12 protein-coding genes are annotated in these 14,458 nt (G+C 70.7%); 7 read left to right on the top strand and 5 right to left on the bottom strand.

Annotated elements, in window-relative coordinates:
* Window positions 1-17 precede the first annotated feature (17 nt).
* Both BLT97_RS29705 and BLT97_RS29700 read right to left on the bottom strand, forming a co-directional pair.
* Window positions 18-1,241, bottom strand: a complete 1,224-nt coding sequence (locus BLT97_RS29705) for an alpha-L-fucosidase (protein ID WP_093615683.1) — start codon at window positions 1,239-1,241, stop codon at window positions 18-20.
* 64 nt (window positions 1,242-1,305) lie between these two features.
* Window positions 1,306-1,995: a DUF6882 domain-containing protein gene (locus BLT97_RS29700; RefSeq protein WP_093615681.1), complete on the bottom strand. Its 690-nt coding sequence runs from the start codon at window positions 1,993-1,995 to the stop codon at window positions 1,306-1,308.
* A 161-nt stretch (window positions 1,996-2,156) separates the two neighbouring features.
* On the opposite strand from BLT97_RS29700, the gene BLT97_RS29695 reads away from it, so the two are divergent.
* Window positions 2,157-2,318, top strand: a complete 162-nt coding sequence (locus BLT97_RS29695) for a CYTH domain-containing protein (RefSeq protein ID WP_176953933.1) — start codon at window positions 2,157-2,159, stop codon at window positions 2,316-2,318.
* A 32-nt stretch (window positions 2,319-2,350) separates the two neighbouring features.
* Here the strand turns inward: BLT97_RS29695 and BLT97_RS29690 are convergent, their stop codons facing one another.
* Window positions 2,351-3,331: a formylglycine-generating enzyme family protein gene (locus tag BLT97_RS29690; RefSeq protein WP_093615886.1), complete on the bottom strand. Its 981-nt coding sequence runs from the start codon at window positions 3,329-3,331 to the stop codon at window positions 2,351-2,353.
* Between the two features lie 201 nt (window positions 3,332-3,532).
* On the opposite strand from BLT97_RS29690, the gene BLT97_RS29685 reads away from it, so the two are divergent.
* The 3 genes from BLT97_RS29685 (at window position 3,533) to BLT97_RS29675 (ending at window position 6,299) form a co-directional block, all read left to right on the top strand.
* Entirely contained in the window at window positions 3,533-4,948 is a 1,416-nt protein-coding gene (locus BLT97_RS29685; RefSeq protein WP_093615677.1) for an arylsulfatase, read from the top strand.
* A gap of 83 nt (window positions 4,949-5,031) precedes the next feature.
* Window positions 5,032-5,655, top strand: a complete 624-nt coding sequence (locus BLT97_RS29680) for a pyridoxamine 5'-phosphate oxidase family protein (protein ID WP_093615675.1) — start codon at window positions 5,032-5,034, stop codon at window positions 5,653-5,655.
* Window positions 5,656-5,717: 62 nt separating this feature from the next.
* Window positions 5,718-6,299 (top strand): CGNR zinc finger domain-containing protein, encoded by a 582-nt coding sequence (locus tag BLT97_RS29675; RefSeq protein ID WP_218137334.1) that lies wholly within the window; start codon window positions 5,718-5,720, stop codon window positions 6,297-6,299.
* Between the two features lie 61 nt (window positions 6,300-6,360).
* Here the strand turns inward: BLT97_RS29675 and BLT97_RS29670 are convergent, their stop codons facing one another.
* Window positions 6,361-7,188 carry a restriction endonuclease gene (locus tag BLT97_RS29670; protein WP_093615673.1) on the bottom strand — a complete coding sequence of 276 codons (828 nt, stop codon included), beginning with the start codon at window positions 7,186-7,188 and terminating at the stop codon, window positions 6,361-6,363.
* A gap of 256 nt (window positions 7,189-7,444) precedes the next feature.
* On the opposite strand from BLT97_RS29670, the gene BLT97_RS29665 reads away from it, so the two are divergent.
* Complete coding sequence (locus BLT97_RS29665) at window positions 7,445-8,983, top strand: right-handed parallel beta-helix repeat-containing protein (protein ID WP_093615671.1); 1,539 nt, start codon at window positions 7,445-7,447, stop codon at window positions 8,981-8,983.
* 84 nt (window positions 8,984-9,067) lie between these two features.
* On the opposite strand, the gene BLT97_RS29660 is transcribed toward BLT97_RS29665, so the two are convergent.
* Complete coding sequence (locus BLT97_RS29660) at window positions 9,068-10,345, bottom strand: ROK family transcriptional regulator (protein ID WP_218137333.1); 1,278 nt, start codon at window positions 10,343-10,345, stop codon at window positions 9,068-9,070.
* Between the two features lie 199 nt (window positions 10,346-10,544).
* Here BLT97_RS29660 and BLT97_RS29655 point away from each other — a divergent pair, with 199 nt between their 5' ends.
* Together BLT97_RS29655 and BLT97_RS29650 are read left to right on the top strand one after the other, a co-directional pair.
* A complete protein-coding gene (locus BLT97_RS29655) occupies window positions 10,545-12,596 on the top strand; it encodes a hypothetical protein (protein ID WP_093615667.1) in 2,052 nt (683 codons plus the stop codon).
* 14 nt (window positions 12,597-12,610) lie between these two features.
* Window positions 12,611-14,422 (top strand): RICIN domain-containing protein, encoded by a 1,812-nt coding sequence (locus BLT97_RS29650; RefSeq protein ID WP_143041404.1) that lies wholly within the window; start codon window positions 12,611-12,613, stop codon window positions 14,420-14,422.
* Window positions 14,423-14,458: the final 36 nt, after the last annotated feature.

The following is a 14,458-nucleotide window of genomic DNA, read 5'->3' as shown; positions in this document are numbered from 1 at the left end:
ACGGCAGCTCCGATGCTTCAGGTGGCAGATTCCGCGGGCCGACCGGCACGGAACCCGGTCACGGCCGTCAAGGCGTCGGCGGTCCCGCCCGTCAGCCGGACCCGCAGCTCCTGGACCACGGTGGGTTCGAACCGGTGGACCCGCCGGATGCCGACCGTGCCACCGGAGGCCAGCGTGCGGCCTTCGGCGGTCACCTCGTGGCGGGCGATGTGCTGGCCGGCGGTGAGGTCCTCGCGGAGTTCGAGGTGGTCGATGCGGACGGGCTCGGGGAACCGTGCGATCACCTCGGAGCCGGTCACCACGAGCCGGCTGGGGACGGGGGCTGCGAGGCGTCGGGCCACCTCGTCGGTGAAGTCGAACAGCCGGGCGGCGTCGGCCTCGTCGATCCGGCCGCGTCGGTCCGGCGGGACGTTGAGGAGCAGGCCCGCGCCGAGACCGATCGAGCGATACCAGATGTCGAGCAGATGGTCGACGCTCTTGAGGGTGTGCTGATCGTCGGGCTGCCAGAACCAGTTCGCGCGGATGGGCACATCGCACTCGGGCGGCAGGTACCGCTTGGTGCCGAGGTCCGCCTGTCCTTCGTCGTAGATGCTGATGCCGGTGGAGTCGGTGGCGTACCAGCAGGGATCCGCGGCCAGCCCGTCCTCGTTGCCCACCCAACGGATGGTCGGGCGTCCCATGTTGAAGACCATGGCATCCGGCTGGTGTTCGTCGATCACCGCCATGACGGCCTCCCAGTCGTACGTCCGGCCTTCCGATCCGGCGCCGTCGAACCACAGCTCGTACAACGGGCCGTAGCGGGTGCACAGTTCGGTGAGCTGGCGCAGGTAGAAGGTGTCGTAGGCGGCCGGGTCCTCGTAGCAGGCGGCGTTGCGGTCCCAGGGTGAAAGGTAGAGCCCGAGGCCGAGGTCCGCTTTGCGGCAGGCGCGGGCGAGTTCGGCGACGACGTCGCCCTTGCCGTCCCGCCAGGGCGAGGAGGCCACCGAGTAGTCGGTGGTGGCGGTGGGCCACAGGCAGAAGCCGTCGTGGTGCTTGGCCGTCAGGACGACGTACTTCGCACCGGCGGCGACGGCCGTTTCCACCCACTGGTCGGCGTCCAGGTCGGTCGGCTGGAACGTGGCCGGGTCGAGTGTGCCGTCGCTCCACTCCTGGCCGTTGAAGGTGTTGATGCCGAAGTGCAGGAAGATGCCGAACCCGGCCTGCTGCCAGGCGAGTTGCTGCCGCGTGGGGATCATGGTCATACAGGACTCTCCGTGAGGGGTCGACGCTCGGCTTCTCGCTGCTTCGGGCCCGCCGGGACGATGGTCATCCACCGGCAGTGAGGCTGATGTTGCCGATCCGGCCCATGTGGTCGAAGGAGATGACGGCGGTGTTGCCGGTCGGCAGCTCGGCGGTCAGCCGGTCGTCTTCCAGGCGATGCGGCACCTGGTGGTGCTCGAAGTACCCCGTGACGGCGCGTCGCGGGGACCGCCCGATGAGGGAGACTCCGGTCAGCAGCACGCGGGGCAGTGCGATCGCGTCGAGTGGGGCGTGCGGCACCTTCGGGTCGTCCGGCAGGAAGTACACCCGGGTGCCGGGCCCGGCCGGCTGTCCGATGTACCCGGGAGCGTTGGCCACGCCCATGCCCGTGAAGGCCAGCATCTCGGCGGCCCGCCGGGGATCGTCGAATCCGGACAGATCGAGCTCCTCGGCAGTGAGCTCGGGAATCCCGTACGTGTGTCCGTACCGTGCCACCGCCGCGGACAGTGTGGCGACCTCGCTCCCGCCGAGCCCGGGATTGGCCCAGCCCCACATCCAGCTGCGGGCCTCCATGTCGTAGGTCCCCAGCACGCCGACCCGCAGCTGCACCTCGCCCTGCCGGTACGAGCACGTGGGCAGGTCCGCGGTCCAGGGAGCCTCGGGCAGGAACTCCGTGAGCACCTGAAGCTGTTCGGCACCCCAGGCGGCATGCCGCTCCGCCTCGAGCACGAACTGATCGCTGAATCCGTTTGTCATGATCGGGAGAGTACGGGGCGGAGCTCAACAGCGGGCCGGGCGGGGCCTGTTCACGATGCCCCGCCTCGCGACCACCGGGGTTCGCTCCGGTTGCCGGGTGGCGGGTGGCGGGCCACCCCGGAAATTCCCGCTCCTCCGGCCCGGCGTCAGGCGAGTACGAGGTGCTGGCCTCGCTGCCGGCCGTGGAGCTGTCCAAGACCCGGCTCAGCGTCCCGCCCCTGGGCGTTGACGTGTTCGGCGCGGACCTGCGGGGCCTCGTACTCGCCGAGGCGGAGTTCACCACCGACGAGGAGGCGCAGTCGTTCGAGCCGCCCGCCCAGTGACGGGACGGCATCCAGACCGGTCATGGGCGGCTTCAGCGGGCGTGGCCGCCGCTGTCCCAGGCGAGGCGGATTCCGAGGTTTCCGGCGGAGCTGTCCGCGGTGTTGGCCGTGCGGGCGGCCACGCGATAGCGGTTGCAATACGAGTCGTGGCACAGGTAGGAGCCGCCGCGCATGGACCGACGGCCGGGGTCGCCCTCCTCCCAGAGGTCGGCCGTCCACTCCCACACGTTTCCCGCGACGTTGTACAGGCCGAACCCGTTGGCGGCGAAGGCGTGCACGGGTGCGGTGCCGGCGAAGCCGTCCTCCTCCGTGTTGCGGAAGGGGAAGGGGCCCTGCCAGATGTTGCACCGGTGCCGTCCGCCCGGGGTCAGTTCATCCCCCCACGGGTAGCGGGCCTGGTCGAGTCCGCCGCGCGCCGCGTACTCCCACTCCGCTTCCGTGGGCAGGCGTGCTCCGGCCCATCGACAGTAGGCCTGGGCGTCATGCCAGGTCAGGTGAACCACCGGATGGTCCCAGCGGTCATTGAGGTCGCTGCCCGGGCCCTCCGGCCCGTTCCAGGCGGCGTTCTCGACAGCGCACCACCACGGCGTTTCGGGCGGACGCCGTGACGCTCCGCGGAGCCGGCCGGGCAGGAACTTGGCGAAGACGTAGCTCCAGCCGAAGGACTCGGCCTCGGTCCGGTACCCGGTTTGTTCGACGAAGGCCGCGAACCGCGCGTTCGTCAGCGCGTACGCGTCGATCGCGAACGGCGCGACCGTCACCTCCCGGACGGGACCCTCACCGTCGCCCGGATTCGCGTCCGCGTCCTCGGTGCCCATACGGAAGGTGCCGCCGGGCAGTTCGACGCGCTGCTCGTACCGTGCCGCCTGGTTCTCCACTCGTCGCGGAGCAAGGGACGAGGCCTTGTGGGTCGGCACGTCGGCGGGGAGCGGTGTCGCGGCCTCCCGGCGCGTGGGCGCGCAGCAGCTGCGCCTGGCCGTCGGGTCCTCGTCGGCCTTCGCTGTCGTGGTCATCGACTCGCTCACGTTGTTCCTGTTCCGGGGATCGGCCCCGATGTCGGGCCCCGCAGCGGGCGTTCACGCGGGCGATCCTGCCCCTGACCTGGTCAGGACTCAAGGCCGTTTCGGGAATTGTGATCGTCGTCGGCCCCCTGTTCGCCCCGTACATCTGTCCGGGAGGCTGATCTTCGCGGGCATGACTGATGGGATGGGGACATGACTACGACCACACCCAACGTCCTGGTGATCTTCACCGACCAATGGCGCGGCGACTGCCTGTCCATCGAGGGACACCCCGTCGTACGGACTCCCTTCATCGACCGCTGGGCATCCGGCGCGCGGCGCTTCACCCGCGCCTACTCCGCCAACCCGACCTGCGTGCCCGCCCGCGCCTCGCTGATGACGGGCCAGACCGCGCAGACACACGGTCGCATCGGCTACCAGGACGGCGTGCCGTGGACGTACGAGACCACGCTGGCCGGGGAGTTCAGCAGGGCGGGCTACCGCACGCACGCCATCGGCAAGCTGCATGTCTACCCCGAGCGGCACACGCTGGGCTTCGAGTCGGTGGAACTGCACGACGGATACCTGCACTTCGCCCGCCGTCATGCCGCTGACCTCGCGGAGATAGACGACTACGTGGCCTGGCTGCGCACGGTGTCCGGCCGCGCGGATGCGGACTACGCCGAGCACGGCGTGGACTGCAACAGCACCGTGGCCCGGCCCTGGGACAAACCCGAGTGGCAGCATCCGACGAACTGGGTCACCCAGCGGGCCGTGGAGTTCCTGCGGACCCGCGACCGCGAGCGGCCGTTCTTTTTGTTCGCCTCCTACCACCGCCCCCATCCCCCCTACGACCCGCCCGCCTGGGCCTTCGAGCAGTACCTGAATACGGACATGCCGCGGCCGCCGGTCGGCGACTGGGCGCACGGGATGTGGGGCGCGGGTGGCAATCCGGCCGATCCTGCCTCCCCGTACCTGGAACTGCCGCCGGAGCAGTCCCGGCGCACCCGTGCCGGCTACTACGGCCACATGACGCACATCGATCAGCAGGTCAACCGGCTGCTGGAAGTGCTCGCGGAGGAGCATGCCGACGACACCGTGGTGCTGTTCGCCTCCGATCACGGCGAGTTGATGGGCGACCACCACCTCTACCGCAAGTCCCTGCCCTACGAAGGATCCGCCCGGATCCCGTTCATCCTCGGCGGACCGGGCATCGAGCCGGGCACCGACGACCGGGTGGTGGAGCTGCGCGATGTGATGCCGACTCTCCTGGGCCTGGCCGGGCTCGGCACGCCCGACGGCGTGGAGGGCCTCGACGTGCTGTCCGACGCCCGACGCACCTGGCTGCACGGCGAACACACCGACCACGTGATGCGGGAGGGCGGCAGCGTCCAGTGGCTCACCGACGGCCGCTGGAAGTACGTGTGGCGCAGCAGCGACGGCTGGGAGCAGCTCTTCGACCTGGCCGCCGACCCCGACGATCTGCACGACCTGTCGGAGGGTGAGCCCGATCGGCTCGCAAGCTGCCGGGCGATGCTCATCGACCGGCTGCGGGACCGTCCTGAAGGATTCGTCGCCCAGGACGCACTGGTCACGGGACGGCCGGTCTCGCCGATCCTCGCGCGCTGAGACGCAGCGGTACGGGGCCGGAATGCACAGCCAGTTCTCACGGTTGAAGGCAGCGACAAGCGTAAGAAGATGAAGGGAAAATCGTGAGCAACCGGTTCGCTCAGCTGGCCTTCACCACGACTGTCCGGCGTCATCAGGAGCTGCACGGAAGCGACCGTGCGTACCGCAAGGCGATGGAGGGGCCCGAGGACGTGGATCGGATCGGGCCCGACGAGGCGGCCTTCATCGGGCAGCGCGAGAGCTTCTATCTCGCGACGGTGAGCGAGACAGGCTGGCCCTACATCCAGCACCGCGGCGGGCCGCGGGGTTTCCTGCGGGTCCTCGACGAGCACACCCTCGGCTTCGCCGATCTGCGGGGCAACCGGCAGTACATCACCCGCGGCAATCTCGATCACGACGACCGTGTCGCCCTGTTCCTCATGGACTACACCCACCAGGCCCGCCTCAAGGCCCTCGGCCGGGCCCGGGTGGTCGAGGACGATCCCGCCCTGGTCGAGGCGCTGAGCGTGGAGGGGGTCTCCGGCCGACCGGAGCGGGCCGTCCTGATCGATGTGGAAGGGCTCAACTGGAACTGCCCCCAGCACATCCCGCAGATGTTCTCCCGCCGGACCGTCGAGGAATCGCTGCTCCCGCTGCACGACCGGATCGCCGAACTCGAGGAGCGCAACGCCGAGTTGCGCGCCGCTCTCGCGAAGGCGGGACGCTGAAGGACGGCGCTACGGCGGGACGCCAGGGCAGCGTGGTCGGCAGCTCGGACTACCCTGACCAGGTGCGGAAGCCCACCATGCCACCACAGCTCGGTGAACCGCTGCCCGTCGAGCTGGCCAACACCACGTACGCCGTGCGCGGCCGGATGCAGGACGGCCTTCACACTCCGGAGCAGCTCGCGCTGTGGCTGACCGGGGTGCGGGACCGTCTGCCCGTGCCGCTCACGGACGCCGATCTGCGGGCGGTCGGCGAGGGGGATCTGGAGCGCGCGCGGGCGATCCGGGACGCCGTACGCGACATTGCGGCCAGCGCTGTACGCGGGGAGACGCCCGCGCCCGAAGCGGTGGAGCAACTCAATCGGCAGGTGGCCGCGGTTCCTTGCTGGCGCGAGCTGCGCTGGGGTGCGGCTCCCCAGGCGGACCTGCGCATGCAGGCGCCGCCGGTCGTGGCGGCGCTCGCCGCGATCGCGCAGGCCGCCGTGGATCTGTTCGGTGGTGCCGGTCTGTCCTCCCTGCGCGCCTGCCCCGGGCCGGGCTGCGTGCTGTTCTTCGTCCAAGACCATCCGCGCCGCAGATGGTGTTCGGTGGGGTGCGGAAACAGGGCCCGGGCGGCGCGGCATTACGCCCGCGTGCGCGGGAGTTGACCCTGTCCGCGGTCCTTGAGGGTGCGCGCGTCGGGTCCCTGCGAAAGGGGGCCCGCTGCCGTCAGTCGCTCGGTACGGACGGTCCCCACGGCGCCGGGCCCGCCCCTTCCGCCCATGCCCGCAGCGCAGCGCCGTCGACGCAGCGAATGCCGACGGCTGCCGCGTACTCCTCGGCCGGCGCCGTGAACGCGCTGGTGGTCACGACCGCGGCGAGCTGCGCACCGTGCACCGTCCAGCAGGTGCCGCCGAACCGCTGCACATCCTGCGAACCCACCTTGTGCTCAGGGCTGTACTGCTTGCACTGGAGCACCACGCGCCGGCCGTCGGGCGCGACCGCCACGACGTCGGCGCCCAGGTCGCCGGCGCCTCCGACCACCTCGATCTCGCGGCAGCCGTCGCGCTCGCACAGGGCGGCGACGGCCGCCTCGAAGCCGTCCGGGTCGAGGGCGGCGAAATCGAGGTCGAGCGGCGGCAGCACGGCGGTGCGGCCGTCCCGAGTGGCGAGGGGCGGAAGGGGAAGCGTGCGTGCTTCACTGCCGACGGTCTGCGGAGAGGCGAGACGGTCCTCGGGGGTCGCCGCGTCGGTGAACTCGGCACGTGCTGCCGCCAGTTCGCGATCGGCCTGGCGCATCCCTCGCCGCACAGCGCCGCGCAGTTCACGAGCCCGCGGCATCGCCCGCAGCAGCGCGTAGAACAGCGCGATGGCCGGCACCGCGAGCAGCGCGCATGCCACGGGGTGGTCCCCGGCCCAGTACGCGAAACGCACGAACAACAGCATGGCGGCGCACACCACCGCTGCCACCAGCCCCAAACCGACCAGCAGTCCCCGCAGCAAGCCTGCCTCGGCGCGTGTACCCGTGCGGCCGCTCGTCTCCCGTATCTGCACCATGCCTCCCCTTCGCCGTGAGAACCACGTGGCTCGACATGTGCCCCGGTCCGCCCAAACCATGATCAGAAAGCGGGAGTTGTACGGGCTGCTGCCGACCGTGTCCGGCCCGGCCGTGCGCGGAGAGCGCCGGAGGGTTCCCAAGAAACACAAGCCCTCGCTCGACAAGTGCATGGGCTAGCCCGAACTGGCCTTGGGAATCTGCGGTCCTGCCACAAAGCAGCCATGTGCGAACACAACCAAACAGGAGAACACATCGATGCGGATGACCAGTTGGGGCACCAGAGCCGTGCTCGCCATGGTGCTCACGGCCACGGCAGGCGCTCTGCCTGCGCACGCGGGCGAGAGCGGCCGCCAGGACGGCACGACGTACTACATCGACTGTGCGGCCGGGTCGGACGCCGCGTCCGGGACCTCACCGGCGACCGCGTGGGGCTCGCTGGAGAAGGCGAGTTCGGCGGGCTACGGCCCGGGCGACCGGATTCTCTTCCGGCGGGGCAGCACGTGTGACGGGGTGTTCGCGCCGTCCGGATCAGGTGAACAAGGCTCGCCGATCAAGGTGGACGCGTACGGCAAGGGCGCCAAGCCCCGCATCCGGGGCGGCGGGGCGCGCGCGGCGGTCCTGCTCGAGAACGTCCAGCAGTGGGAGCTGCGCCATCTCGACATCTCCAACCAGGGGGCCGCACCCGGTCCCGAGGAGCGCCGCGCCGGCATCCTGTTCCGTCTGACGGACTTCGGCACGGGCAAGCACTACGTCGTGAACGACGTGGACGTGCACGACGTCAACGGGTCCGACCACAAGGACCCGGATCCGTCGGGCGGCATCCTGTTCGTGGTGCGCGGCACGGCGACCCCGACCCGCTTCGACGGCATCACGGTGACCGACTCGACCGTCAAGCATGTGGACCGTACGGGCATCTCCACGGCCTCCAGCTGGGGCAAGCGACCCGAGCACCCCAACAGCGGAGCCCCCGGCTGGGCGCCCAACACCGACCTCACCATCCGCGGCAACGAGGTCGTCGACGTGGGCGGCGACGGCATCGTCCTCCAGCACGGGCACCACGCCCTCGTCGAGCACAACTACGTCGACGGGTTCAACATGCGCTCGGCGGGCTACAACGCCGGCATCTGGGCCTGGAACTTCGACGACGCCGTCTACCAGTACAACGAGGTCACCGGCGGCCACGGCACCCGCGACTCGCAGGCCTTCGACTTCGACGGCGGCAACAACCGCAACGTCTACCAGTACAACTACAGCCACGACAACGAGGGCGGCTTCCTGCTCGTCTGCAATGGCCCCGGCATGAAGACGGCCGACAACGTCTTCCGTTACAACGTGAGCATCGACGACCGCAACACTCAGTCCCCGTACGGGGTGTTCGCCGTGGTCTGCGGCCCGTCCACCAACACGCAGATCTACAACAACACCATCGCCACCTCCCACAAGGGCACGGCCATGGTGAGCGACAACGGCCAGGGCGGTGTCACCTTCCGCAACAACATCTTCGTCAGCACCGCCGAGGGCGGCTCCCCGATCATCGATGCGCTGAACACGTACGACCACAACCTGTACGTGGGCACGGGCCCCGTCCCCGCGGGCGACACCCACGCCCTGACGGCGGACCCGCGCTTCTACGACCCCACCCCCGAGACGCCGGGCGACCTCCGTCTGCGCCCCGACTCCCCGGCTCTGGGGGCCGGAGCCGCGGTCGAGAACGCCGGGCCGCACGACTACTTCGGCAACCGTCTGCAAGGAGCGACGGACGTCGGCGCCCACCAGCGGCCGGAACGCCGCTGAACCACCGCCCGGCAGGGGCGGTGACCGTTCCCTGCTCCTGCCGGGAGCCCCGTCGGCAACACACCCCGGGGCGTGCAGACTCGGCTACCGCCCCGCAGCCGACAGCACCCCCGCCGGATCCCGGTACACGTGGTCGAGCGAGAGCGACGCTCCCCCGCGCGCCGCCGCGCTGAATCCCAGCGTGGAGGCGAGCACGGTGCAGCCGCCGGCGTCGGGGGCCATCACGCGTGCGGACAGCTCTAGTTGTACGCGGTCCACGAGGTACTCGCCGAAGAAGGCGAAGTAGCCGCCGAGCACGATGGCCCGGGGGTTGAGGATGTCGGCGAGGGCGGCGAGACCGAGGCCCAGGTCTTCGGTGATCGTGTCGAGTGCGGCCCGCGTGGCGGGGTCTCCCGCGTCGGCCCGCCGCTTGAGCTCCGCCAAGCGCTCCTCCAGGTCCACGGTCGCGTCGCGTACCGGGTCGTCGGGTGCGGCCGCGTGGTCGAGCAGGGCGTTCAGGCCGACCAGGGTCTCGAAGCAGCCCCGCCGTCCGCAGGCGCACCGTTCGCCGTCGGGTTGCAGGCGCATGTGGCCGATCTCGCCCGCGAAGCCGGCCGATCCGCGCAGGAGCCGGCCGTCGGAGATGATGCCGCCGCCGACGCCGGTCTCGCCCGTCACGTAGATCAGATCCTGGATGTCGGCCGCCGAGGCCACCAAGTACTCGGCGATGGCGCCGAGTTTGGCGTCGTTCTCCAGTTGGAGGGGTGGGCAGATGCGGCCGAGGCGTGCCCGCAGGCCGCCGAGCACGTCGACGTCCCGCCAGTCGATGTTGGGCGCGTAGGAGACCACTCCGCTGTCGCGCTGGATCACCCCGGGCGCCGCCACGGTGATCGCCACCAGGCGTGTTCCGCGGGCCTTGAGCGTGCGGCGGACGGTGCGGATCGTCGCGGCCGCCCGGTCCAGGACGGCGTCCGCGCCTTCGGCCCGTACATCGAGGGCGGCCCGGTGCTCGGCGACGACCTCTCCCCCGAGGTCGAGCGCGATCAGGCCGAGGTAGTCGGCGCTGATCTCCAGGCCGATGCCGCACACGGTGCGCCCGTCGAGTTCGAGGGTGCGGCTGGGGCGGCCCACTCCCCCGTCGCGCGCGGCGTCCCCCTCGCGTACCAGGCCGAGTTCGACCAGCTCGGCCACGAGATTGGTGATCGTGGCCTTGGGCAGGCCGGTGTCCGCCGCGATCTGTGTCCGCGGCCGCGGCCCGGCGTCGCGCAGCAGACGCAGCACCAGACCGAGGTTGGTCCGGCGCAGCGACGCGCGGTCCCCTGCCCTGGGCGGTCCGTCCCCGCCCAGATCGCGCACGCCCGCTCCCCGCAGATCTGCCTTCACTCGGCCGCTCCTTGCGCACTCGCTTCCTGCCGAGGTCAACGTACGCGAATGATCAGCGCCCGGCGAGACCTCGTCTGGAGGAGCAGAAACTGTCTCACTCGCACCCATTGACTAGCGATTATTAATTTCAGATCCTAGCCGAATTAATAGGCCGACGAGAGAGACAACCGATGCAGGCGCTCAACGCCGGGAACATCGCGTGACGTTCCACGCGCCGAAGGCGCGCTACCACCTCCGTTTCCAGCTCACACCGGGTGCCGATCTCGCCGACCGCGCGGCCGGTCTGGCCAAGGTCTGCCGCGAGCACGGCATCGCCGAGGTCGTGCTGCTGCTCGGCGCCGAGGAGGCGTACACCGGTCATCTGGCCGGGGCCGAGGAGGATCTCTGGTTCGAGGCGGCGGCCGAGGCGTCCGAGGTGCTCACGGCCGCCGGTGTGGAAGTCAGTCTCAACCCGTGGGTGACCGTCGGGCACGCCGACCGCGGGCGCAGGGACCGGCTCGGCTTCGCGCCCATGGTCTCGCCGACCGGCCAGGTGGCCGCCGCCCAGGCCTCGTTCGCCTGCCCGACGTGGCGTGCGTGGCTGTACGCGCACTACGGGCGCTTCGCCCGGCTCGGGTTCCGGGTGCTGTGGGTAGAGGACGACTTCCGCTTCCACAACCACGCTCCCCTGGACTGGGGCGGCGGGTTCGAGCCGCTGATGATGGAGCGCCTGTCACTGCTTGTGGGACGCCCGGTCGCACGCGAGGAAGTGGTCGAGGCCGTCACCGCGCCCGGTCCCCCGCACCCGTGGCGCGGTCTGCTGCAACAGGTCTGGCGCAGCGCGCAGTTGGAGGTCGCGGAGGGTCTTGCCGAGGCCGTTCGGGAGAACTCGGCGGGACGCTCGCAGCTGGGCCTGATGAACTCCGTCCCGGCGATGCACTCGGTCGAAGGGCGCGACTGGACCGCGCTGTTCGAGGCGTTGTCGATCGAGGGGCGGGTCGTGCAGCGGCCGCACTTCGCGCCGTACGCGGACACACCGGCCCGGAGCCTGGCCTCGTCGGTGTGGGCGCTCGAGGCACAGCGGCCGCTGCGTCCGGCGTACGTGTCCTGCGAGCCGGAGATCGAGAACTGGCCGCACACCTCCTGGACCAAGTCGGACACCCAGACCTGGTCGGAGATGGTCACCGCCCAACTGGCCGGCGCCGACGCCCTGCTGCTCAACGTTCACCCCAGCTCCGCCGGGCGCGCCGAGGAGTTCCCGCGGATCGACCGGCTGCTCAGCCGCTCGCGGCCGGCCCTGGACTGGGTGGCCGCGCTGCGCCCCGAGCAGGCCGTGTCCCTGGGGGTCGGGCTGCCGTGGCGGCCCGACACCGCGGCCCGACTGCGCACGGTCGAGGGGCAGTTGGGTGAGCTGGTGGCCGGTCCGGCCGCCACCGCCGAGTTCCTGCTCGGCTACGGCGTTCCCGTCACGGCCGAAGCGGCGCCCGTGCAGGCGCTGTTCGGCCGGGCCGTGGACGCCTTCGAGGACAAGGAGCTGCGCGCCATGCTGCGCGGCGGGCTCCTCTTGGACGGCGTGGCCGCGCACCTCCTGACGGAGCGCGGCTTCGCCGATCTGCTCGGCGTACGGGCCGGGGCGCTTCACACCCGTGAAGAGGCCGCTCAACCCGGCCCGTACGCGGCAGAGCGGATCACCGCGCAGGCCGGCGCGGACGAGGGCGCGTGGGTGAGTGTCGACGTACAACCGGCACTGGCCCGGCTCGAACCGGCCGACGGCGCCGACGTGCTCACCGAGGTGGTGACACCGGAAGGCCGCCACTGGGGTGCGGGCCGCTGCCACTTCGTGAACGCGCTCGGCGGCCGGGTCGCGGTACTCGCCGCCACGGCACCCGTCGAACTCGCCCGCAGCGACCGGAGACAGCGTCTGCTGCACGCGAGTGTGCGGTTCCTTCAGGGCGATCACCCCCCGCTGCCGCTCGTCGACGGCGCGCCCCATCTCATCCCCCAACTGTCGCGCTCCGGTGATCTCCTGCGGCTCGCGATCGCCAACGGCAGCGCGGATCCGGCCCACGTACGGATCGCCCTGCCCCTCTCCCCCGCCTCGGTGCGCGCCACCCTGCTCGCACCGCTGGCCGCGCCCGAGCCGGTCTCTGTGACCGGCACCGCGGGCCGCCTTGAACTCGAGACAGCCGTGCCGCACCACGGCCGGCTGGTCCTCGAATGGCGCACCGCCTCCGGGCGGTCGCCGGTTCGGACCCCCTCTCCCCTCTCCTGAAGCGAGGAGTAGCTGTGTCAGCTCGTACCGGAGCAAGGACGGCCGCCGCGTTCGCCGCGGTGGCGACCCTGCTGGCAGGCGCGTCGATGTCCGCCCCGGCGGCCGCCGCCGAGGAAGACCCGACATACACGCTCACCGTCGGCGCCACGGGTGCGTGGAACAACCCGGACGACACCCCCGCGGGAACGTACATAGACAAGGACGGCACCTTCCACTACCAGCAGGCGCACGCCCTCTACGCGCAGAACGACCCGCGCAAGTGGTCCTTCTACACGGGCAAGGACTTCGACTCCGCGAAGCTCTCGCCGATCAGCGAGGCGGTCAACCCGGCCAACTCCCTCGACCGCAACGACGACACGACGTGGCGCTGCAACAACAGCCCCACGGGGCGCGAGTCCACGTACGCCCCCGATCTGTCGCACTACGCGCAGAGGAACTACTGCGACCTCATGGGTGTGTGGGTCGACCCGGACACCGGTGACTGGTACGGCCTGGTGCACAACGAGTTCACGCCCAGCCCGTTCGACGACGGTCTGCACTACGACGCGATCGACTACGCGGTCTCCAAGGACCAGGGCAGGACCTGGGACATCAAGGACCACGTCCTGACCTCGCCGTACAGCACCGAGCGCGGGGACACCGAGGCCTTCCCGCACGACCTCTACCACTACGGCAACGGCGACGCCCGCCTGTTCGTTGACACGGCCTCCGGCTACTTCTACGTCTACTACAACTCCCGTGCGATCCCGAAGGGCGGCGTCTCCGGCGGCTGGACCGACGGCAGCCGCGGGCACGTGGCGCGCGCCCCGATGTCCGCGAAGATGGCGCCGGGCTCGTGGAAGAAGTGGTACGACGGCGCGTGGTCGCAGCCCGGGGTCGGCGGCCTGGAGAGCAACATGGAGCCGGTCACGGCCGACAAGCCGCTCGGCTACACGCCGCCCGAACACGACTACGACCCGGCCAACGACGGCAATGTCGCCGAGCAGGTCGCGGCCGGTGAACTCCCGGCCAAGTCCGACCTGTTGACCATGAACATCGCCTACAACGCGCATCTGGGCCTGTACATCGGCACACCCGAGGCGATCGTCCAGGACAGCAGCGAGTCGCAGCGCTTCTACTACACCGACGACCTGTCCACCCAGAAGTGGAAGCTGCTCGGTGACACCGGCGCCTACAAGTCGGGCTCCTGGTACCGCTGGATGCTGGACTCGGTGAACAAGACCGGCTCCACCATCGTCGGCAAGAACTTCCGCAACTACTGCTCGTGGCAGTGCTCGGGCGGCAAGAGCGGCGAGTACTACACCACCACCCTCGACACCAACGCCCCGGCGGCACCGGTCGCCGAGGGCAAGGCCCACACCATCGCCAACGGCGCAGGCCGCCTCCTCGCCCAGGTCCCGGGCGGCAAGGCGACCACCTCGCTGTCCGCCGCCGACGGCGCCCGCAGCACGTGGGTGTTCACGTCGAACGGTGACGGTTCGCACCGCATCGCCAACGCCGCCACCAAGCAGCTCCTCGGTGTGGACTCCGGCCGGAACGCGGGCCGCGCCTGGGCCGCGAAGCCGACGGTGAGCGCCGCGCCGAAGAGCGGTCCGACGGTGGGCCAGCAGTGGTTCGTCGTCGAGAACACCACGACGGACGGTGCGAAGACCGGCACGTACCGCCTGGTCAACCGGTACAGCGGCCTGGTCCTCGGCATGTCCGCCGAGGCCGACCGCCTGGCCGAGACCACACCCACCCGTGCCTGGACCGACAGCACCGGCAGCGCGGTCGGCGGCGGTCGCACGGCGGCCGAGCAGACCTTGACGCTCACGCCTGCCGGCTGATTTCCCCGTCGCGACGGTTCGTGCTCGTCGTAAGCC

This window comes from Streptomyces indicus (assembly GCF_900100315.1).
GTDB classification, from domain to species: Bacteria; Actinomycetota; Actinomycetes; order Streptomycetales; family Streptomycetaceae; genus Streptomyces; species Streptomyces indicus.
Note: the sequence above shows the minus strand (reverse complement) of the source record. Positions and strands in the feature narration are given on the sequence as shown.

Coding starts and splice junctions, on each gene's coding strand:
- BLT97_RS29665 (WP_093615671.1), top strand. CDS start 7,445: ATGCGGATGACCAGTTGGGGCACCAGAGCCGTGCTCGCCATGGTGCTC.
- BLT97_RS29700 (WP_093615681.1), bottom strand. CDS start 1,995: ATGACAAACGGATTCAGCGATCAGTTCGTGCTCGAGGCGGAGCGGCAT.
- BLT97_RS29705 (WP_093615683.1), bottom strand. CDS start 1,241: ATGACCATGATCCCCACGCGGCAGCAACTCGCCTGGCAGCAGGCCGGG.
- BLT97_RS29670 (WP_093615673.1), bottom strand. CDS start 7,188: ATGGTGCAGATACGGGAGACGAGCGGCCGCACGGGTACACGCGCCGAG.
- BLT97_RS29685 (WP_093615677.1), top strand. CDS start 3,533: ATGACTACGACCACACCCAACGTCCTGGTGATCTTCACCGACCAATGG.
- BLT97_RS29690 (WP_093615886.1), bottom strand. CDS start 3,331: ATGACCACGACAGCGAAGGCCGACGAGGACCCGACGGCCAGGCGCAGC.